This is a genomic window from Variovorax sp. GW822-FHT04A09, from assembly GCF_058801005.1.
On record NZ_JBXAMV010000003.1, the window covers coordinates 445,676 to 466,347 of the forward strand.

Sequence of the window (20,672 nt, forward strand, 5' to 3'; positions counted from 1 at the left end):
CCTTGCATTTCCGGGGGTCAGGCAGGCGGTGCGGTCACGGCCGGGCCGGCGTCGAGCGCCCACACCAGCGCCGACATCTGCGCGGCATTGACCTGCGCGGCGCTCAAGAAGAGCGCCTCCGACAGGCGCGCGGCGCGGCCGTCGTCGGTCTCGCAGCTTTCGGCCAGCGCCACGAAGGGGCCGTAGACGCCGCTGCGCGAAAGAATCGCCTGCTGCACCGCCTCGGTGAGCTGCACCTTGCGCAGCACGCCTTCCATCGGCACGCCCAGCAGCTGGTCGAGCAGCGAGAACATGCCCGCGACGAACAGGTTGTCGGCCTCGCCGGGCGGCAGCATGCCCTGCCCCATCAGCTCGACGAAACGCCCGCGCAGGATGGCCTTCTTCATCATGAAGGGCGAGCTGACCTTGTTGCTGGTGGCCAGCAGCAGCGACAGCCAGCGGTACAGCGGCGAGTAGCCCAGCATCGCGACCGCATGGCGCAGCGAGTGGATCTCCACCGCCAGCCCGACCGAGGGCGAGTTGATGTAGCGCAGCAGCCGGTAGGTGAGCGCTGCGTCGTGCTTGAGCGCGCCCTCGATGGCGCGCACGTCCTCGTTGCGCAGGATCATCTGCATCAGGTGCACGATGAGCTGCGACTCGGGCTGCAGCGCGTCGGCGCTGTCGCGCGCCGGCGGCAGGCGCACGGCGCCGTCGACGAACACTTGCACGCCGCGCGCGGCGCAGGCCTCGAACTCGGCCCAGCTCGCCACGCGCGCGGCGATGGGCGTCGGGCCGGTGGGCGACACGTCCGCCAGGTGGGAAGGCAGCACCTCGCGGTGCGTGACGATGGCGCGCAGCTCGTCGTCGTCCGGCAGCGCGACGCCGCCGCACAACATGAAGCCGAAGCCCTGCTCGCGCAGGAACAGCAGGATGGAGCGCATGTCGGCATCCATCAGCTCGTCGGCCTTCATGCACAGCACGACGTTGCGCGGCGGCAGCGACTGCAGCTCGCTCTGGAACAGCGCATCGACCGTGACGTCGACGAACACCATCTGCCCGCCCAGCAGCCAGCCGTGGCCGCCGGGGTTCAGGTGCAGGCCCAGCGTGTCCATGAGCGCCTTGACGCCGGCGGCGGCACCCGCGTCGGTGCCCTGCCCGGCCGCGCGCCAGGCCATGCGGTAGCCGACCACGCGGCGCTTGCCGTCGAGCAGCATGGCGTAGGCCACGTGGCCGTCGGCGCCTACTGCGGGCGTGATGGCGGGCGTTGCGTCGGCTTGCGCGCCGTTGCCGTCGACGCCGGGGCGCCGGAAGAAATCGAACCTCATGCGGCCGTCCCTCGCGTCGGGATCAGGAAGCCAACGCGTCGGTGCGGCGCGCCGCGCCCGCCAGGGCCGCCGCGCTGGCGGCCTGCGCGCGCTGGATGCGCGGCATCGCGCCCACGTCGACGATGAAGGCCACGCTGCCGTCACCCACGATGGTGGCGGCCGAGATGCCCGGCACCTTGCGGTAGTTGGTCTCCAGGTTCTTCACCACCACCTGGTGCTGGCCGAGCAGCTCGTCGACCAGCAGCGCGAAGCGGCTGTCGTCGGCCTGCACGATCACCAGGATGCCCTGCGTGGGCTGCGTCTGCGCGCCGGCCACGTCGAACACGCGGTGCAGCTCGATGAGCGGCAGGTACTCGCCGCGCACGCGGATCACGTGGCCGTCGGCGGTGATGGAATGCAGATGCTCGGGCAGCGGCTGCAGCGACTCGATCACGTAGCTCAGCGGCAATATGTAGGCCTCGCTGCCCACGCGCACCGACATGCCGTTGAGGATGGCGAGCGTGAGCGGCAGCACGATGCGCGTGGACGTGCCCTGGCCGCCGCGCGAATGAATCTCCACATGGCCGCCCATCTCCTGGATGTTGCGCTTGACCACGTCCATGCCCACGCCGCGCCCCGAGATGTCGGTGACCTGCTCGGCCGTGGAGAAGCCGGGCGCGAAGATCAGCTGCCACACCTCTTCGTCGGGCATGGCGTCGTTCACCGGCAGGCCCTGCTGGCGCGCCTTGTCGAGGATGCGCTCGCGGTTCAGGCCCGCGCCGTCGTCGCTCACCTCGATCACGATGTTGCCGCCGTGGTGCTGCGCCGACAGCAGCAGCTGGCCGGTGGCGTCCTTGCCCTTGGCCAGGCGCACCTCGGGGGCCTCGATGCCGTGGTCCAGGCTGTTGCGCACGAGGTGCGTGAGCGGATCGACGATGCGTTCGATGAGCCCCTTGTCGAGCTCGGTCTCCTTGCCGTAGGTGTCCAAGCGCACCTGCTTGCCCAGCTTGGCGCTCACGTCGCGGATCACGCGCGGGAAGCGGCTGAACACGTAGTCCATCGGCATCATGCGGATCGACATCACCGATTCCTGCAGGTCGCGCGCGTTGCGCTCCAGGTGGCCCAGGCCGCTCAGGAAGCGCTCGTAGGCCACGGGGTCGAGCACGGTCGCGGCCTGCGTGAGCATCGACTGCGTGATGACGAGTTCGCCCACGAGGTTGATGAGCTGGTCGACCTTCTCGACGTCGACGCGGATGGAGCTGGACTCCTTGGCGCTGGCCGGCGCAGACGCGGCGGCGGCCGATGCAGGGGGCGGTGCGGCGGGTGGCGGCACGACGGGTTCTGCCACTGCGACCACGGGTGGGGCGACGTCGGCCACCTCGCGCGTGATGTCGATCTGCGACTCGTCGATGACGAAGCAGCACACGGCGACGATGTCGTCGGGGTCGCAGGTGGTGGCCAGCCGCACGGTCAGCTGGTCGTTGCTGCGCGTGCGCGTCAGCACGGTGCCCAGGTTGGCCAGCTCGCCGGCGAGCAGCTCGCATTCGCTGTCGGACAGGCGCGCGAAGCGCACGACCAGCACGCCGTCGCTGCTGCTGCAGCCTTCATCGGCCGGCGCAGCGGCTTGCACGACAGGCGCCGGTGCGGGCGCGGGTGCCGGCACCGGTGCGGCGGCGGCGTTGTTCTCCATCGCCAGCTGCTGCAGCACGCCGCAGATGTGGGCGACCCTCTCGGCGTCCGGCTCCTTGCCGGCCTGGTAGGCGGTGAGTTGTTCTTGCAAGGCGTCCTTCGTTTCCAGAAAGGCATCGATCATCGGAGCGCTCAGGTGCAGCTGCCCGTGGCGGGCCCTGTCCAGCAGCGTCTCGAGCACGTGCGTGGTGTGGGTCAAGGCGGTGAAACCGAACGTGGCCGCGCCGCCCTTGATGGAGTGCGCCGCGCGGAAGATGGCGTTGAGCTGCTCGCCGTCGGGCGCCTCGACGTCGAGGTCGAGCAAGAGCTGCTCCATCTCCGCCAGCAGCTCGATGGCTTCGACGAAGAAAGCCTGGGTGAATTGACTGAGGTCCATCTGTGGGTGCTCCGGGGCCCGCATTCACGCGAAGCCGCTTCCTTGTTCTTGTTATCCCGCCGTGTGTCCTGCCGCGGTGCGCGCCTGCGCGGCCGGTGGCGGCAGGCCGATGCGCGTGGCGCCGGCGTCGTTGCTGTTCTCGCGCTCGATGCGCTCCTGCGTGCGGTGGTTCAGCAGGATGATGCTGATGCGGCGGTTGATGGGGTTGCGCGGGTCGGCGCGGTCCAGGTGCATGCTGTCGGCGAGGCCGATCACGCGCAGCACCTTGTCCTCGGTCATGCCGCCCGTGACCAGCTCGCGGCGCGAGGCGTTGGCGCGGTCGGCCGAGAGCTCCCAGTTGCCGTACGCGCGGTCGTTGGTGTAGACGATGGCGTCGGTGTGGCCCGACAGCGTGAGCTTGTTGGGCAGGCCGTTGAGCACCGGCGCCAGCTCGCGAAGAATGGCGCGCATGTGCGGCACCACGCGGGCGCTGGCCAGCTCGAACATCGGGCGGTTCTCGCTGTCCACGATCTGCAGGCGCAGGCCTTCGGTGGTGATGTCGATGAGGATCTGCGAGCGGAACTGCTGGAACACCGGGCTCTTCTCGATCAGCTCGTCGAGCTTCTTCTTCATCTCGGCCAGGCGGCTGGCGTCGGCCGCGTCTTCGCTGTCGGCCTCGGTGTGGCGCACCTCGCCCTCGGCGTGCATCACGTCGGCACCGCCGCCGGGGATCATGCTGGTGCTCATGCTGCTCTTGTCGCCGCCGGCCAGCGCCACGCGCAACGGCATGCGAAAGTGCTCGGCAATGCCTTCGCGCTGCTTGGGGCTGGAGATCGACAGCAGCCACATCACGAGGAAGAAGGCCATCATGGCCGTCATGAAGTCGGCGTAGGCGATCTTCCAGCCGCCGCCCGCATGGCCGCCGCCGTGCCCGCCGCCGTGGGCGCGCTTGATGATGATGCGGGGCTTCGTGTCACTCATGGCCGTGGCAGGGTCAGCGTGCCTTGACTTCGCGCACGTGGTCGTCCAGCTCGGTGAACGAGGGGCGCTCGGTCGAGAACAGCACCTTGCGGCCGAACTCCACGGCCAGCTGCGGCGCGTAGCCGTTCAGGCTGGCCAGCAGCGTGACCTTGGCGCACTGGTAGATCTTCATGCCTTCCTCGACCTTCTGCTCGATCAGCGAGGCCAGCGGCGACACGAAGCCGTAGGCCAGCAGCACGCCCAGGAAGGTGCCGACCATGGCGTGCGCGATGAGCGCGCCCATCTCCGACGGCGGCAGGTGGGCCGAGCCCAGCGCATGCACCACGCCCATCACGGCCGCGACGATGCCCAGCGCGGGCAGCGCGTCGCCCACGCGCGAGAGGCTGTGGCCGGGCACGGCCGCTTCGTGGCGGATGGTGTCGATCTCGTGGTCCATGAGGGCCTCGATCTCGTGCGCGTCGGTGTTGCCGCTGATGACCAGGCGCAGGTAGTCGCACAGGAACACGGTGATGCCCTCGTGCGCCAGGATGGTCGGGTAGCGGCCGAAGATCTCGCTTTGCTCCGGCGCTTCCACATCGGACTCGAGCTTCATCATGCCCTCCTTGCGGGCCTTGGCGAGCAGCTCGTACAGCAGCGCCAGCAGGTCCATGTAGAGCTGGCGGTTGTGCTTCGAGGAACGCAGCAGCAGCGGCAACTCCCGGATGGTCGCCTTGATGGTCTTGCCGTTGTTGCCCGCGATGAACGCGCCGAGCGCGGAGCCGCCGATCATGAGCAACTCCACGGGCTGGAACAGCACGCCGAAATGCCCGCCCATGAGGCCGTAGCCGCCGAAGACGGCGCCGATCACCACCAGATATCCCACCAGAACCAGCACGCGCTTCCCCTATGCCCTGAGGCGTCCAAAACAAAAAACCCGCGCCGGGCGCCGGGGCACTTTCACGAGACGGCGCCGCCGATGTCGAGCACCGGGCCGCCGGCAATGAGGCCGCCGCGGCGCACCGGTTCGAGCTTGGGCTTGCGCGCCTTGCCCGCGCGCGAAGGCGGGCGGCACAGCACGCACACATAGCCGTGCTTGTGGTCATGGGCATGCGCCACGAAGTGGCCGCCGCAGCGGCTGCACGGGCTCAGCTGCAGCATGTCGCTGTCGAAGAAACGCACCATGGTCTCGGCGCGCGTGAAGTCGAGCACGACCTCGCTGCCCTGCGATTCGACCTGCTCGGCGTACAGGCGGTAGGCCTTGATGAGCGCGGGCAGCTCGCCCTCGCCGGCCTCGTCGCGCATGAAGCGGTAGATGTTGTAGAACATCGACGAGTGGATGTTGGCCAGCCAGGTCATGTACCAGTCGGTGGAGAACGGCAGCAGGCCCTTGGGCGGCGAGACGCCCTTGAGTTCCTTGTACAGGCGGATCAGGCGCTCGCGGCTGAGCGCGACCACGGCCTCCAGGAACTGCAGGCGCGCACCCAGGCCGATGAGCTCGACCGCGAGCTGCACCTGCCGGACCTCGCCCAGGATGCTCTTGGCGGTCATGCGCTGGCCGAACCTGCTTTGCGCATCTGCGGCTGGGCCTGGGCCTGGCGCGCGCTCATCAGAATCGACATGTGGGCCTGCTGCAGCGCGGGCTCCTTGCCCTCGCCGACCACCGCGAACATGGGCCGGTCGTCCAGGCGGAAGCTGCACAGCAGGAAGTTGGACGCGGCCAGCTTCACGATCTGGCTGAGCGACATGTTCATGAGCAGATCGGCCAGCTCGCGCCCCACGCCGAGGCGGAACATGGCTTCCGCCCGGTCCCGCTTCACGAGCTTCTGCGCGAGCAGCATGTAGGCCAGATTGATCTCGCCGATTTCCTTCGAAATCACGCCGCCTGCGTTGACATTGCAATTTTCCACGTCTACTTCCATTTCCGATTCCATGTCGACTCCGCACGTCCATCCAACATGTATACATTATATACACACTTATTTACACTTCGAAGACAAAGTAGACCAAAAAGTAAAAGGGTTTTGACGCGGTTTCCGATGGAAGGCTTCAGGACTCCCTCTGGGGAAGCGGTTTCATTCTTGGCAACGGCGCGCGGTCGCGGAGCGCAAGCAATTGTTACGAGCGTGCGTATTCCGGCAATTGGCAATCCCTTCGCCAATTGAATTTATAAAGACTATCGAACGCAGCCGAGCGTTAATCGGTGGCTTTATTCAGGGTCTTTCAATAGGTCAATGACTTTCCATAGAACAACCGCCAATCAAGGCGCCGCCGCCTCGGCGCCGCCTTCCAGCCGGTGAATCCAGGCCATCACTTCCGCGACCGCCTGGTACAGCTGCGGCGGGATCTGGCGGTCGAGGTCGACCTGCATCAACAGCTTCACGAGATCGGCCGACGCATGCACATAGAGCCCGTGCGCGCGCGCCTCGCGCAGGATCGATTCGGCCACCACGCCATAGCCCTTGGCGACGACGACGGGGGCCTTGCGCGTGTCCGCATGCGAGAGCACGACGGCGCTGTGGCGGTTGCGAAGCTCATCGGTCATGCCGCCGCCTTCTCCGTGACCTGCAACTGCTGCAGCTGAAGCCCAACCGCCTCGAAGCGTTGCACGAGCCGGCCGGCGTCGCCGCGCAAACGGGCCACGGTGGCGTGCTCGCGCGCCTGCAGTTGCGCCTGCACGGTCGGGCCGTTGAGGCTCAGGCGCAGGTCGACTTCGCCCAGGCGTGGCAGCACGAGCGACACGGTGGTCGACCAGCGGCGCGCGGCTTCTTCCTCGGCGGGTTCGCCTTCGCGCGCGCTTGGGTTGGCGGGGTCTTCCTCGATGGTCCACGCCATCGGCACCTCGGGCCAGGCGTGGCCGCTCCAGCGGAAGGCGGCGCTGGCCAGCAGGTCGAGCTGCTGGTGCACGACGGTGACCGCTTGCGGATGGATCACTTCGGCACTGCGCGGGGTGGGCGGGCTCGCGACGTCGGCTGCAGCGCGTGCGTGCTCTGCGATGCGGGGCGCGGGCATTTCCGGCGCGGCATCGGAGAGGCCGTAGGCCGCCTGCACGCGCGCCGCATCCGGTGCGGGCGCGGCGGCGGTCTCGCTGCGCGCAACCGCACGCGCTGCTTGCGCGATGTCGGCTTCTGGCGCGTCGACCTGCGGGGCCTGAGCCTGCGCATTCGGCGCGGGCGGCGTTGCAGCATCGACCGCAGTCAGCACCGTCGCCGCAGCCACCACGCCCTGCCCTGCTGCCGTCGTTGGTGTCGCCGCCACCATCATCGGACTCGCCCAGCGCGCCTGCGGCTCCCGCGCCATCTGCGCGAGCGTGCGCGTGCCGGCCGCGAATTCGGCCAGGTGCGATTCATAGAAGAGCCCGCTGTCCGCCACCGTCTGCGCCAGCGTGCCCGCGAGTGCCACGGTGTTCGTGCCCTGGCGCGCGACGGGCAGCAGCAACGGCGCCTCGCCCCGCACCGGCCCTGGCGCGGCCTGCAGGTCGGCCAGCACCGCGCCGATCACGCGCGCGGCCAGCGACAGGCGGGTGTCGATCGAAGGTGGCGCGCCGCCGGCGGGCGGCGCAGCCACCTCGCCACCGGACGCACCCGAGGGCACCAGCCGGTCCAGCGCCGCGCGCGACGGCAGGCGCACGTCGTTCGCCGTCTTCGGCACGGCCACCGCCGCACCGGGCGCGCCCACTGTGGTCTCGGGCCGCAGGCCGAGCAGGTCGAGCGGCGGCGTCAGGCGCGCGGCCCTCAGTGCATCGATCAGTCCGGTGAGTCCCAGCATGGCCACGGTGGTGTCGTCCTGTCGGTTCGCGTCAGTGCGCGAGGCCGTAGGCCTTGCCCAGGTTCTTCTGGTGGTTGAGCGAATCCATGCGGCGGATCAGGTCGTCGAGCTGCGGCTTGATGAGCCCCGACAGCTCGGCCTGCTCGGTGCAGATGCGCTCGAGCAGGCGCAGCACCAGGTCGCGCTGCGCGGGCTCCAGCGACGCCAGCGGCTGGATCGCCTTCAGGCGCTCGACCGACGCCGAGCACCGGGCCTCCAGCTCGGGCAGCTGCCCCCATTCCTTGGCACGGGCCAGCGCCAGCATCGTCGAGATGCACGCGGCCAGCTGCTCGTAGCAATGGACGATCTCGCTGCGCACGGCCATCTGTTCCTGCCCCCAGGTCACGCTCTGCATCATCAGTTGGAAGGCCTGTCGTCGATCTCGCGCCAGGCGGACGCCAGGTGATCGAGCAGGCGGTCGGCCTCGTCCAGCGCCTGCACGTCGTTGCGCAGGTTGGCCAGCAGCAGGCGCTGCACCACGTAGTCGTACAGCGACGAGAGGTTGCCGACGATGTCGCCGCCGGCCTCGCCGGCCGCCTCGGCATCGAGGCTGGCCTTCAGGCCGTTGTCGACGATGTTGATCGCCTTCGAAATCGCCTGCCCCTTGGCGCCGATGTCGCCGGCCGTCATGTGCAGGCGCGCCGCGCCGATGGCGGTCTTGGCGCCGTCGAACAGCATGTGGATCAGTTGCAGCGGCGACGCGCTCATGGCGCGCGTCTCCACGCCGACGCGCGCGTAGACGCCGGCACCGGTGCGGGAGTGGTGAGAGCTGTACATGTCGCTTCCTGTCCTCAGCCCTTGTTGGAGTTCATCGCGTCGAACTGCTGCGCGAGGTATTTCAGCGTGCCGTTCATCTTGTTCATCGCCACGTCCAGCTGCACGAACTGCTTGCGATAGCGCTCCACCGTCGCGTCGGCGCGCTCCTTCATCGCGGTGTACTGGGTGTCGAGCTGCTTGAGCGAGCTCGTCACGCCGTCGGTGGCGACCTTGAGCGCGCCCTTGGTGCCGGTGAGGTCGTCGACCAGCGCCGTCAGCTGCTTGCCGTAGCCGGCGGTGCTGCCGGTGCCGCTGGAGAACAGCTTCGCCACGCCCTCCAGGTTGGTGTCGATGGCCTTGTCGAGCTTGTCGTTGTCGATCGCCAGCGTGCCGTCCTTCTGGAACGAGATGCCGATGGACGTGAGCACCTTCAGGTCGTTCGGGCCGCCCACCTGCGGTGCGACCAGCGCCTGGCGGATGCGCGTCTGCAGGTTGCGCAAGGTCGAGTCGCCCACCAGCGGCGCGGCGGCCTTGGCGTCGGTGTCGAAGGCCGTGAGCGACTTCGCGGTGCTCTGCAGCGCGTTGTAGGCCTTCACGAAATCGGTGATGGCCGTCTTCACCGACGTCGTGTTGGCCTTCATCACCAGGCTGAGCTTGCCGGTCTGCACCAGCGTGAGCGTGGTGCCCTGGATGGCGTCGGTCACCGAGTTGCTCGTGCTGGTGACAGCGATGTTGTTGACGGTCAGCTTGGCGTTTTGCGCCGCGGCGGTCTGCTTCAGGTTCTGCGTGCCGGCGGGGTCGTTGCCCAGCAGGTTCTGCAGCGCGGCGTCGCCGTCCACCGAGATGCGCATGGCCGAGGCCTCGCCGGTCTGCGTGGAGGTGAGCACCAGCCGGTTGGGCGTGCCGCTGCCGTCGTTCACGATGGTGGCCGACACGCCCGCGTTGGCCGCGTTGATCGCATCGCGGATGCCGCCCAGCGTGTTGTTGGTCGCATCGATGGTGATCGGCTTGGCGATGCGCGTGGCGTCCTTGTCGAAGGTGGCGCCGGTGTACTGGCCGGTGGCCGGGTCCAGCGTGCCGCCGGACACCTTGCCGAAGTCGATGGTGATCTTGCCGCTGCCGATCGCGGCGGTGGTGCTGGCCTGGCCCTTCGCGATGACCGACTGCGCCTGCGCCAGCTGCGAGATGTCGATGGCATAGGTGCCGACCGACCGCGGGTCGGTGCCGCTCGCCGCCAGGATGCCGCTCACGCTGGGGGTGCCGGTGATGGCCTGGAACAACGCCGGGTCGCCCAGCTTCTTGGCAGCCGCCTGGATGCCGGTGAGCGCGCTTTGCAGGGTGCCGTAGGCCGAGAGCTTGCTGTTGTAGCTGGTCTGCTTGGCCTTCAGGGCCACCAGCGGCTGGTTCTCCGCGGTCTGCAGCTGGGTGAGCAATGCGCCCAGGTCAAGGTTGGCGCCAACGCCGATGCTGCTGATCGATGCCATGTCGGGGGTGTCCTGAAATGCGAATGAAATGAAGAGGTCTGGAGCGGATCGTGATCAGGCTTGCTGGCTCACCAGAAGCCCGGCCTGCCGGTCCATGACCTTGGCGATGCGAACGACCTCTTCGGTCGGAATCTGGCGAATGACTTCGCCGTTGCTGCGGTCGACCACCTTGACGATGAGCTTGTCGGTGTCGCGGTCGACCTCGAACTGCAGGCTGATCGAGCGGCTCTCGAGCGAGGCGTTGACGGACTTCACCGCCATCTCGATCTGCACGGGCGTCGCCTCCTCGACCTCAGCCTCGGCCTTGCGCAGTGCGGTGGCCTCGGCGGCGGCCGCAGCGGCGCCGCCGGTGCGGCCGGCGAGCAGTTGCTGCAGCCAGGGGCTTTCCACGGCGGAGGCGGCGGGTACGGGCTGGGACATGGTCTGCGTTCTTCTTCTGGAGTTCGTTGTCCTGTGCGGCCTCGCCACGAGCGTGGCCGCACAGGACAACGCAGGCGGCTTCGGGTCGCCCCGAAGGCCTGCGAGCAAAAAACCAAGGCACCGGGCGCCACCCTCATGAGGGGCGCCCGGCGGTCTCAGCGAATCAACGCAGCAGCGACAGCACGCCTTGCGTGGTCTGGTTCGCCTGTGCCAGCACCGAGGTACCGGCTTGCTGCAGGATCTGCGCGCGCGTCATGTTCGACACTTCCACGGCGTAGTCCGAGTCTTCGATGCGCGAACGCGACGACGACAGGTTGGTGATGGTGGTGCCGAGGTTGGCGATCACCGAGTCGAAACGGTTCTGCACCGCACCCAGCGAGGAGCGCAGCTTGTCGACCTTCGACAGGGCGGCATCCAGGGCCTTGAGCGGGTCGACCGTCGAGGTCTTGCCGCTGCGGGCGTTCAGCGTGAAGGCGCCAGCCTTGGCCGAATCGGCGTAGACCGCATTGCCAGCGCCGTCGGTCACTGCGCCGTTGCTGTGCACGCTGTAGGTCGACACGGTGGTGAGCGAGTTGCCGAGCGAGCCGTCGGCGCCCACGTAGGCACCGGTCACCGTGCCGTTGGCAGCGATCGTGACACCTGCCACGCCGCCGAGGGTCGCCGCCGTCACGGCGATGCCAGCACCTGCGGCCAGCTTGTCGTTCAGCGCGGCGGCCGAGATTTCGTCGCCGGTCACGTCGAAGTTGGCTGCAGCGGCAGTGGCCGTGTAGGTCGTGCCGCCCACCTTGATGGTGCCGCCCGTGCCGGTGCCCGACGCCATGCTGGTCGTCAGGCTGGTCAGCGTGGCTGCCGTGCCCGTACCGCCCGCATTGTTCTGCGTCAGGTTGCCGGCCGTGTCCACCCACAGCGCGGAGCCGTCGGTTGCCGTGATGGTGCCTGCGCTGTCGATCTTGACGTCCAGCGAGTTGCCGCCGATGGTGACCGTGGCGGTCTTGCTCGCGCCCGCTGCGGGCTGGAGCGAAGCGATCGTGGCGGCGTTCGTGCGGCCCGTTTCACCGAAGGTGAACTTCGACTTGGCGGCGTCGTAGGTGTAGGTGGAACCTGCGGTGACGACCGAGTCGCCCGCCTTGGCGCCCGCCAGCAGCTGGCTGCGCGTGGCCAGCGTGTTGGTGGCCGTGACGTCGTACTTCTGCGTGCCGTTGACCGGTGCACCGTTGGCGACAGCGCCAGCCAGCGTCAGGTCGTCCTTGGTGGCGGCCTTGTTCAGCGTGCCCGTGCCGTTCACGTTGAAGCTTTCCAGACCCAGGGTCTTGGCGCTGATTTCCTGCAGGTCGATGTCGATGGTTTCGCCATCGTTCGCGCCGACTTGCACCGTCAGCTTGCCGGCGTTGGCCGACAGGACCTTCACGCCGTTGAACTGGGTCTGCTCCGACACGCGGTTGATTTCGTCCAGGCGCTGGCCGATTTCCGACTGGATCGAGTCCAGGTCGGTGGCCGAGTTGGTGCCGGTGGCGGCCTGCACCGACAGGTCGCGGATGCGCTGCAGGTTGTTGTTGACTTCGGTCAGCGCGCCTTCGGTGGTCTGCGCGATCGAGATGCCGTCGTTGGCGTTGCGCGCGGCTTGCGTCAGGCCCTTGATGTTGGCGGTGAAGCGGTTGGCGATGGCCTGGCCGGCGGCGTCGTCCTTGGCGCTGTTGATGCGCATGCCGGAAGACAGGCGCTCGATGGCCGTGTTCAGGGCCGATTGCGACTTGTTGAGGTTGTTCTGCGTGAGAAGAGAAAGGCTGTTCGTATTGATGACTTGCGCCATGTTCGACTCCTGATTGACAAAAGGTTGTGGACTCCGGCCATCGGCCGTAACGCTGGACCCGCTTCCACGGTGAGACTCAAGCCATCGTTGAAGGGGATATCGGCGGGTGTCCGCAAACCTTTAGGGCCGCAACGAAAAAAGTTCTACGTTGCCGCCCTCTGCCTCGTCATGCCTGCATGCTCATGATTTCCTGGTAGGCCGTCACCAGCCGGTTGCGCACCTGCAGCCCGGTCTGGAACGCCACGTTGGCCTTCTGCAGGTCGACCATCACGTCGTTGAGCGCCACGCCGGGCTTGCCCAGCTCGAAGGATTCGGCCTGCGCATAGGCCTGCTGCTGCGCGCCGCTGATGTTGGCGAGCGAGCGCTGCAGCTCGGCCGCGAAGCCGCCTGCGCCGGCCGGCGCAGAGGTCGCGGGCCCCATGCCGCTGGCCAGCGCGGTGGCGCGCATCTGCTGCAGGACGGATTCGATGGCATTGATGGACATGGGGAAAAGTTCACTTCCAGCTGACTTGACACGGAGCGCGCGAGCGCTCCAACCGGCAGGCAGCGTATCAAGGGAAGACCCCCATTCAAACGCGCAACTGAGGGCAAAACCCCCGGCTGTTCGACCGATCGAATTCCCCATCGCCTGCTGACAATCGTTCGCGAAACCACAGGCCGCGCACGACGTCGCCGGCCACCGGCATGACATCCCAACACCGAATTCCCTCTCTCACTCCGGCGCCGGCCCTGCAGGGCGCAACGGCCCCGGCGAAGGCGCGCCGATGAGCACGGCCGCGCCCACGGGCGGCCTGGCGGCGGGCGCCAACGGCCTGCCCCCGATGCTGGAGCGCATGCGCGCGCAGCCCCGGCTGCCGCTGATCCTTGGCGCCGCGGCGCTGGCGACGGTGGCGACCGCTTTCTTCCTGTGGAGCCGCGGCCCCGACTACAAGGTGCTCTACACCAACGTGTCGGACCGCGACGGCGGCGCGATCATCGCGTCGCTGCAGCAGATGAACGTGCCCTACAAGTTCGCCGAGGGCGGCGGCGCGATCCTGATCGCGGGCGACAAGGTGGCGGAAACGCGCCTGAAGCTCGCGGCCCAGGGCCTGCCCAAGGCCGGCGGCGTGGGCTTCGAACTGATGGACAACCAGAAGTTCGGCACCAGCCAGTTCGCCGAGCAGGTCAACTACCAGCGCGGGCTCGAAGGCGAGCTGGCGCGTTCCATCGAATCGATCGGCAGCATCGAGGCCGCGCGCGTGCATCTGGCGCTGCCCAAGCCGTCGCTGTTCGTGCGCGACCAGAAGAAGCCCTCGGCCTCGGTGGTGCTCACGCTGATGCGCGGGCGCAGCATCGACGAAGGCCAGGTGAGCGCCATCGTGCACATGGTGTCTAGCAGCGTGCCCGACCTGGACGCCAAGAGCGTCACGGTGGTCGACCAGCGCGGCAACCTGCTGTCGTCGGCGCGCGGCACCAGCCAGGGGCTGGACGTGAGCCAGCTCAAGTACGCGCAGGAGATCGAACAGGGCTACGTGCGCCGCATCGAGGCCATTCTTCAGCCGCTGGTGGGCGCGAGCAATGTGCGCGCGCAGGTCGCGGCCGAGATCGACTTCTCGGTGGTGGAGCACACCGACGAGAAGTACCGGCCCAACCAGGACCCGGCGCAGGCCGCGATCCGCAGCCAGCAGTCCAGCGAATCGGCGCAGCACAACGGCGCGCCGCCCGGCGGCGTGCCGGGCGCGCTGTCGAACCAGCCGCCGGTGAACCCGACGGCGCCGATCACCGCGCCCAAGCCGCCGAATGCTCCGGGCGCACAGAACACGCCCGCCGCACCCGCCGCTGCACCGGCCGGCCCGAGCAACACGCGCAAGGACGTCACGACCAACTACGAGCTCGACCGCACCATCCGCCACGTGCAGCAGGCCGCCGGCGGCGTGAAGCGCCTGTCGGTCGCCGTGGTGGTGAACCACCGCGACACGGTCGATGCGGCCGGCAAGACCAGCGCCCGCGCACTCGCACCGGCCGAGCTGGAGCAGATCCGCAACCTCGCCAAGGAGGCGATGGGCTTCAGCCAGGAGCGCGGCGACTCGCTCAACGTGGTCAACAGCGCCTTCGCCCGCGACGGCGACAGCGACGCCGGCCCCGCGCCCGACGTGCCGTTCTGGCGCGACCGCGACAACCTCGCGTTCGGCAAGACGCTGGTCCCCTACCTGCTCATCGGCCTGCTCGCGCTGTTCGCCTGGTTCGCCGTGGGGCGCCCGCTGATGCGCCGGCACCTGGCTGCGCTGCCACCCGCGCCACCCGTGGCCGATGCGAGCGCCGTGCCCCCCACCGGCACGGCCCCGGCCGAGCCCGAAGAAACATTGCAGCAGCGCGAGTCCGCACGCCAGAAGGCCGACATGGACTACGCCCAGCAGACCGCCGACAAGGACCCCAAGCTCGTGGCCGCCCTGATCCAGCACTGGATGCACACCGATGACTAGCAGCGAAGCAGGCACCCGCAAGAGCGCCATCCTGCTCATGGCGCTGGGCGAAGACCGCGCCGCCGCCGCGCTGCACCTGCTGCCCACCTCCGAGGTGCAGGCGCTGGGCCTGGCCATGTCCAAGCTGAGCGCGGTGTCGCGCGACGAGCTGGCCTCAGTGCTGGCCGAGTTCCGCCAGGAGACCGAGCAGCTGTCGGCGCTGCACCTGGGCTCCACCAGCTACATCCGCGCGGTGCTCAAGAAGGCGCTGGGCGACGACCGCGCGAGCAACTTGCTGGAAGACATCCTGCAGCCCGACGAGCCGCACGGCGGCATCGAGCGCCTGAATGAACTCGAGGCCGGCGAGGTGGCCGAGCTCATCCGCGACGAGCACCCGCAGATCCTCGCAACGCTCCTGGTGCACCTGGACCGCATGAAGGCCTCGGAGGTGCTCGAGAAGCTGCCCGCGCGCCTGCGCCACGACGTGATCATGCGCGTGGCCACCTTCGGCGGCGTGCAGCCGTCGGCGCTGAACGAGCTGACCGAGGTGCTGACCGAGATGCTCGCCGGCCAGGGCCTGCGCCGCAGCCGCCTGGGCGGCGTGCGCACCGCGGCCGAGATCGTCAACCTGATGAGCACCACGGTGGAAGAGGAAGCCATCGCCCATGTGCGCGAGCAGGACGAGGCGCTGGCCCAGCGCATCGTCGACGAGATGTTCGTGTTCGAGAACCTGCTGGGCCTGGAAGACCGCAGCATCCAGCGCCTGCTCAAGGACATCGAGAGCGACTCGCTCATCATCGCGCTCAAGGGCGCGCCGCTGGAACTGCGCGACAAGTTCCTCAGCAACATGTCGCAGCGCGCCGCAGAAACGCTGCGCGAGGACATGGAGCTGCGCGGTCCCGTGCGCGTGTCGCAGGTCGAGACCGAACAGAAGGCCATCCTGCAGGTCGCCCGCCGTCTGGCGGACGCCGGCGAGATCGTGATCGCAGCGCCTGGCACCGATGACTTCGTCTGACCCCGGCGCCTTCGGCGCCTCCAACAGTTCGCGCGAGCGCCTCGCCGCCATCCACGCCGCCGCCCGCCAGGCCGGCGCCGGCACGCCCGCGCTGTCGGCGTGGGAGCGCTGGGAGATGGGCACGCTCGATGGCAAGGCGCCGTCGGGCGCGGCCCTCTCGCGTCAAACCGCGCAGCGCCCTTCCCCGCCTCCTGCGCCTCCCGCACCGAAGGTCGACCTCGCCGAGCTGGCCCGCATCCGCAAGGAAGCGCGCGCCGCAGGCGAAGCCGAGGGCCGCGCCGCCGGGCTGGCCGAAGGCCGCCAGGTCGGCCACACCGAAGGCCTGGCCACCGGCCTCGCCGCCGCCAGCGTGCACGCCGAGCGCCTGCGCGCGCTGGCCCGCTCGCTGCCCGAAGCCTTGCGCGGCGCCGAGGCCGAACTGGCCGAAGCCGTGCTCGCGCTCGCGCTCGACGTGGCGCGCCAGGTGGTGCACCGCACCTACCAGGCCGAGCCCGAATGGGTGCTGCCGCTGGTGCGCGACCTGCTGCACGCCGAACCCGCGCTGCGCGGCGAACCGCGCCTGCTGCTGCACCCCGACGACATCGCGCTGGTGAAGAACAGCCTGGGCAACGAGATCGAGGCGGCCGGCTGGCAGCTGCGCGCCGACGACAGCCTGGCGCGCGGCGGCTGCCGCGTGCAGTCGGCCACCGGCGAGCTGGACGCCAGCCTGGCCACGCGCTGGGAGCGCGTGGGTGCGGCGCTGCGTGGCGACGCTTCCTGAGCCGATGCAGACCGCGCCCACCAACCCTCATCTGAACAGCGTGCGCGCCGCGCTGGAACAGGCGCGCGCCGACGTCGCCCGCAGCACGACCACCACCGCCTCGGGCCGCCTCACGCGCGCCGTCGGCCTCGTGCTCGAAGCCGTCGGCCTGCAGCTGCCCGTGGGCAGCGACTGCCTCATCGAGCTGCCGCCCGGCCATCCGCAGCGCCATGCCGAGGCCGAAGTGGTGGGCTTCGCGGGCGACCGCCTCTTCCTCATGTCACAGACCGAAGTCGCAGGCCTGTTGCCCGGCGCGCGCGTGTTCGCGCGGCCCGGCCTGCGCGAGCCCGGTGCGACCGGCGACGCGCACACCAAGCGCCTGCCCGTGGGCGAAGGCATGCTGGGCCGCGTGGTCGATGCGGCCGGCCGGCCGCTCGACGGCCTGGGCCCGCTCGACGTGGCGCGCCAGGTGCCGCTTGCCGCGCCGCCCATCAACCCGCTGTCGCGCGCGGCCATCGACTCGGTGCTCGACGTGGGCGTGCGCGCCATCAACGCGATGCTCACCGTCGGCCGCGGCCAGCGCATGGGCCTGTTTGCCGGCTCGGGCGTGGGCAAGAGCGTGCTGCTGGGCATGATGGCGCGCTACACCAGCGCCGAGGTGATCGTGGTCGGCCTCATCGGCGAGCGCGGTCGCGAGGTGAAGGACTTCATCGAGAACACGCTGGGCGAGGAAGGCCTGGCACGCGCCGTGGTGGTGGCCGCGCCGGCCGACAACTCGCCGCTGCTGCGCCTGCAGGGCGCGGCCTACGCCACCTGCCTGGCCGAGTACTTTCGCGATCAGGGCAAGGACGTGCTGCTCATCATGGACTCGCTCACGCGCTATGCGATGGCGCAGCGCGAGATCGCGCTGGCCGTGGGCGAGCCGCCCGCCACCAAGGGCTACCCGCCCTCGGTGTTCGCGCGGCTGCCGGCGCTGGTCGAACGCGCCGGCAACGGGGCGCGCGACGCGCAGGGGCGCGGCGGCTCGATCACGGCCTTCTACACCGTGCTCTCGGAGGGCGACGACCAGCAGGACCCGATCGCCGATTCGGCGCGCGCGATCCTGGACGGCCACGTCGTGCTCTCGCGCACGCTGGCCGAGGCCGGGCACTACCCGGCCATCGACATCGAGGCCTCGATCAGCCGCGCGATGACGTCCTTGATTGCACCCGCGCAGTTCGACACCGTGCGCCGCTTCAAGCAGATGCTGTCGCGCTACCAGCGCAACCGCGACCTGATCAGCGTCGGCGCCTACGCGCCGGGGCACGACTTGCAGCTGGACCAGGCGATCGCGATGTACCCGCGCATCGAGGCCTTCTTGCAGCAGTCGATGCACGAGCGCACCGGCTACGAGGAGGCCATCGCCCACATGGACAGCCTGTTCACGAACACACCTTCCCCAGGACGCCCATGAGCAGCAGCAAGCTCCCCCTCGGCATGCTCATCGACCTGGCGCAGAGCCAGACCGACGACGCCGCGCGCCGCCTGGGCGCCTTGCAGAGCGCGCACCTGAGCGCGCAGCAGAAGCTCGAGCTGCTGCTGCAGTACCGCCAGGACTACCACGCGCAGCTCGACACGCTGATGCGCGGCGGCCTGCCGTCGTCGCAGTGGCGCAACTACCGCAACTTTCTCGGCACGCTCGACCACGCGATCGCGCAGCAGCGCGCCATCGCCGAACGGGCCGGCCACCAGCTCGACCGAGGCCGCACCGACTGGCAGCGCGAGAAGCGCCGCCTCAGCTCCTTCGACACACTGGCCGATCGCGTGCGCGCACAGGAGCTGATGGCGCAGGCCAAGCGCGAACAGCGCGACAGCGACGAACGCGCCGCCCGCCAGTTCTTCGACCGCGCCTCGCACCCTACCCACTGAATCTCCTCCAGGAACCGACATGCCTCCCATGATCCCGCCGTCCGTCACGCCTGCCGCCACTTCGCCGGTCGCGCAGGGCGGCGCACGTGGCCGCAGCAACGCCGACGAGGCGCAGGGCCGCGCGTTCGGTGCCGCGCTCGAACGTTCGCGCGCGAGCCAGGCTGAGAAGGCGTCGGATGCCGACACCGTGGTCGCTGATGCCAAGCCGCTGCGCAAGGCGGAACTCGCTGAAGAGATACGGGATGCACAGCCTGCGGAGCCGGATTTCGCTTTTCTTGCAGCAGCCGTCACGCCGCAACAGGCACTGGTGCTTGCGGGAGGTGCGGCCACGCAGGGCAGCGGTGCGCCAGAAGCTTCACTGGCGCCGGTCACGCCTGACGCGCAAGCCGGCCTGCCTGCAGGCACGGTCCGCGTGAGCAGCGAAGCCGCCGCCACACCCGCGCCCGCCATCGCCACCGAAGACGCTTCCGCGCCCACCGCCACTGCCGCCGCACAAAGCGCAACGCCCGAAGCCGACAACGCCGCACCGCCCTCGCTGTACGAGATCGTGCGCACCGCCGTGGCCGCGCAGCCGATGGCTGTCGATGGCAAGAAGCCGGCGGCCGCACCTGCGGGCCCGCCCGTCGGCACCGCCGCACCAGGTCGCGCGGGCGCACCGCGTACCGTGAGCGCCACCACCACCGAACAGCTCGCAGCCGCTGCGCAGGCCCAGCCTGCCGGCGAGGCGAAACCCGCGACGGCGGAAGTCGCCCCCGTCGCCGCAGTGTCGACCGGCTCCACGGGCGACGACGCAGCGGCGCCATCCATCGCGCCGTTCGCGCTGCAACAGCCCACCGCCACGGCCACCGACCGCACAACCGAAAGCCCCGTCGCACGCCCCGCCGTGCACACGCTCGCCCCCGAAGTCGGCAGCGAGAAATGGGCGCCCGCACTCGGCCAGCAGCTCGCGCGCATGAGCCTCGGCGGCACGCACACGGCCGAGCTGAACCTCAACCCCGCCGGCCTCGGCCCGCTGAAGGTCACGCTGTCGGTCGGCGAGCACCAGGCGCAGGCCGCGTTCGTGTCGGCGCACGAGAGCGTGCGCAAGGCCGTCGAGGCTGCGCTGCCGCAGCTGCGCACCAGCCTGTCGGAGCAGGGCATCACGCTGGGCCAGACCTCGGTGGGCGCGGACACGCGCGCGCCGTTCGGGCAGGACGCGGCGTTCGCGCAGCAGCAACAGCAGCAGCAACACCAGCGACAGGGCACATGGCGACCACAGGGCACTTCCGCTGCCGCCGACATCGCCCGCACGGCCACGGCAGCACCCCGCCCCGTTGCCACCCCACGCATGGGCCCGGGCGTCGACACCTTCGCCTGAAACTGCCCCGTCCGCCTCCCGCAATGAACGGATGTGAAGCGCCTTTGTGCGCTTGTTCGGCCGTTCGCCGGCGGGCGACTTCGCAAAGAATAGATCGGACCCGTCCACCGTTTCACCATGGCTACCTCTTCTCCCGCCGCCACCGCGGCTGCGTCGGTCGCGACCGACCCGCCGGCCTCGCGCCGCACCTCGAAACTGCTGATCGGGCTCGTGGCCGCTCTCGGCCTGGCCGCGGCCGGTGCGGCGGCGTACGTCTTCGTGCTGCCCCGCTTCACCGAACACGCTGCCGCCGAGGCGGCCAAGGCGCCGGTGCCCGAGAAACCCATCTTCCTGCTGCTGGAGCCGCTGACCGTCAACCTGCAGTCCGAAGGCCGCTCGCGCTTTTTGCAGATCGGCATGGCGCTGAAGGTGCGGGACGAGCAGGCCAAGGCACAGATCGTGGAGTTCATGCCCGAGCTGCGCAGCCGCCTGCTGGTGCTGCTGTCGAACCGCCCGCCCGAATCGCTGGTCACCTCGGAAGACAAGGCCCGGCTGGCCACGGAGATCCACAGCGCGCTGAACGCGCCTCTGGCCGAGGGCCTGCCCGAGCTGGGCATCGCGAGCGTGTCCTTCAACTCCTTCGTCGTGCAGTGACGACGATGCCCGTTTGCG

The 20,672-nt window shown here is 69.4% G+C and carries 21 protein-coding genes; 7 read left to right on the forward strand and 14 right to left on the reverse strand.

The annotated features are described in order from the left end of the window. Positions 1-17: 17 nt before the first annotated feature. The 14 genes from AC1RLW_RS18520 to fliE all read right to left on the reverse strand — a co-directional run bounded on the left by AC1RLW_RS18520 (position 18) and on the right by fliE (position 13,045). The gene (locus AC1RLW_RS18520) at positions 18-1,304 is read right to left on the reverse strand and encodes an EAL and HDOD domain-containing protein (RefSeq protein WP_493194407.1); all 1,287 of its coding nucleotides are present in this window, start codon (positions 1,302-1,304) and stop codon (positions 18-20) included. A gap of 22 nt (positions 1,305-1,326) precedes the next feature. Beyond that, positions 1,327-3,348: a chemotaxis protein CheA gene (gene cheA, locus AC1RLW_RS18525; protein WP_493194409.1), complete on the reverse strand. Its 2,022-nt coding sequence runs from the start codon at positions 3,346-3,348 to the stop codon at positions 1,327-1,329. 51 nt (positions 3,349-3,399) lie between these two features. After that, entirely contained in the window at positions 3,400-4,308 is a 909-nt protein-coding gene (motB, locus tag AC1RLW_RS18530; RefSeq protein ID WP_493194411.1) for a flagellar motor protein MotB, read from the reverse strand. 13 nt (positions 4,309-4,321) lie between these two features. After that, positions 4,322-5,182: a flagellar motor stator protein MotA gene (gene motA, locus AC1RLW_RS18535; protein ID WP_070061563.1), complete on the reverse strand. Its 861-nt coding sequence runs from the start codon at positions 5,180-5,182 to the stop codon at positions 4,322-4,324. A 62-nt stretch (positions 5,183-5,244) separates the two neighbouring features. Continuing rightward, a complete protein-coding gene (gene flhC, locus AC1RLW_RS18540; protein WP_070061562.1) occupies positions 5,245-5,835 on the reverse strand; it encodes a flagellar transcriptional regulator FlhC in 591 nt (196 codons plus the stop codon). Continuing rightward, positions 5,832-6,194: a flagellar transcriptional regulator FlhD gene (flhD, locus tag AC1RLW_RS18545; RefSeq protein WP_370869944.1), complete on the reverse strand. Its 363-nt coding sequence runs from the start codon at positions 6,192-6,194 to the stop codon at positions 5,832-5,834. The genes flhC and flhD overlap by 4 nt, the downstream gene beginning before the upstream one ends. 350 nt (positions 6,195-6,544) lie before the next feature. Further along, positions 6,545-6,829, reverse strand: a complete 285-nt coding sequence (locus tag AC1RLW_RS18550) for an EscU/YscU/HrcU family type III secretion system export apparatus switch protein (RefSeq protein ID WP_493194413.1) — start codon at positions 6,827-6,829, stop codon at positions 6,545-6,547. Beyond that, a complete protein-coding gene (fliK, locus tag AC1RLW_RS18555; protein WP_493194681.1) occupies positions 6,826-8,052 on the reverse strand; it encodes a flagellar hook-length control protein FliK in 1,227 nt (408 codons plus the stop codon). Before fliK ends, AC1RLW_RS18550 begins: the two co-directional genes overlap by 4 nt. Before the next feature lie 31 nt (positions 8,053-8,083). Next, the gene (locus tag AC1RLW_RS18560) at positions 8,084-8,449 is read right to left on the reverse strand and encodes a flagellar protein FliT (RefSeq protein WP_223301366.1); all 366 of its coding nucleotides are present in this window, start codon (positions 8,447-8,449) and stop codon (positions 8,084-8,086) included. Beyond that, positions 8,449-8,868, reverse strand: a complete 420-nt coding sequence (fliS, locus tag AC1RLW_RS18565; RefSeq protein WP_070061560.1) for a flagellar export chaperone FliS — start codon at positions 8,866-8,868, stop codon at positions 8,449-8,451. Before fliS ends, AC1RLW_RS18560 begins: the two co-directional genes overlap by 1 nt. Positions 8,869-8,882: 14 nt before the next feature. Beyond that, entirely contained in the window at positions 8,883-10,331 is a 1,449-nt protein-coding gene (gene fliD, locus AC1RLW_RS18570) for a flagellar filament capping protein FliD (protein WP_493194414.1), read from the reverse strand. Positions 10,332-10,385: 54 nt separating this feature from the next. Next, positions 10,386-10,751: a flagellar protein FlaG gene (locus AC1RLW_RS18575; RefSeq protein ID WP_139700351.1), complete on the reverse strand. Its 366-nt coding sequence runs from the start codon at positions 10,749-10,751 to the stop codon at positions 10,386-10,388. A 163-nt stretch (positions 10,752-10,914) separates the two neighbouring features. Then, positions 10,915-12,561, reverse strand: a complete 1,647-nt coding sequence (locus tag AC1RLW_RS18580; protein ID WP_493194415.1) for a FliC/FljB family flagellin — start codon at positions 12,559-12,561, stop codon at positions 10,915-10,917. Between the two features lie 166 nt (positions 12,562-12,727). Further along, positions 12,728-13,045 (reverse strand): flagellar hook-basal body complex protein FliE, encoded by a 318-nt coding sequence (gene fliE, locus AC1RLW_RS18585; RefSeq protein ID WP_095946630.1) that lies wholly within the window; start codon positions 13,043-13,045, stop codon positions 12,728-12,730. Between the two features lie 280 nt (positions 13,046-13,325). On the opposite strand from fliE, the gene fliF reads away from it, so the two are divergent. The 7 genes from fliF to fliL all read left to right on the forward strand — a co-directional run bounded on the left by fliF (position 13,326) and on the right by fliL (position 20,654). Then, on the forward strand, positions 13,326-15,023 hold the full coding sequence (fliF, locus tag AC1RLW_RS18590) for a flagellar basal-body MS-ring/collar protein FliF (protein WP_493194416.1): 1,698 nt from the start codon (positions 13,326-13,328) through the stop codon (positions 15,021-15,023). Beyond that, positions 15,016-16,017: a flagellar motor switch protein FliG gene (gene fliG, locus AC1RLW_RS18595; RefSeq protein WP_062469343.1), complete on the forward strand. Its 1,002-nt coding sequence runs from the start codon at positions 15,016-15,018 to the stop codon at positions 16,015-16,017. Before fliF ends, fliG begins: the two co-directional genes overlap by 8 nt. Next, entirely contained in the window at positions 16,004-16,777 is a 774-nt protein-coding gene (fliH, locus tag AC1RLW_RS18600) for a flagellar assembly protein FliH (protein WP_493194419.1), read from the forward strand. Before fliG ends, fliH begins: the two co-directional genes overlap by 14 nt. Positions 16,778-16,781: 4 nt before the next feature. Further along, the gene (gene fliI / locus AC1RLW_RS18605; RefSeq protein WP_493194420.1) at positions 16,782-18,209 is read left to right on the forward strand and encodes a flagellar protein export ATPase FliI; all 1,428 of its coding nucleotides are present in this window, start codon (positions 16,782-16,784) and stop codon (positions 18,207-18,209) included. Beyond that, complete coding sequence (gene fliJ, locus AC1RLW_RS18610) at positions 18,206-18,664, forward strand: flagellar export protein FliJ (protein WP_062469337.1); 459 nt, start codon at positions 18,206-18,208, stop codon at positions 18,662-18,664. The genes fliI and fliJ overlap by 4 nt, the downstream gene beginning before the upstream one ends. A gap of 19 nt (positions 18,665-18,683) precedes the next feature. Next, entirely contained in the window at positions 18,684-20,021 is a 1,338-nt protein-coding gene (locus tag AC1RLW_RS18615; RefSeq protein WP_493194423.1) for a flagellar hook-length control protein FliK, read from the forward strand. Positions 20,022-20,138: 117 nt separating this feature from the next. After that, on the forward strand, positions 20,139-20,654 hold the full coding sequence (gene fliL / locus AC1RLW_RS18620; protein WP_493194424.1) for a flagellar basal body-associated protein FliL: 516 nt from the start codon (positions 20,139-20,141) through the stop codon (positions 20,652-20,654). The last annotated feature ends 18 nt before the right edge of the window (positions 20,655-20,672 follow it).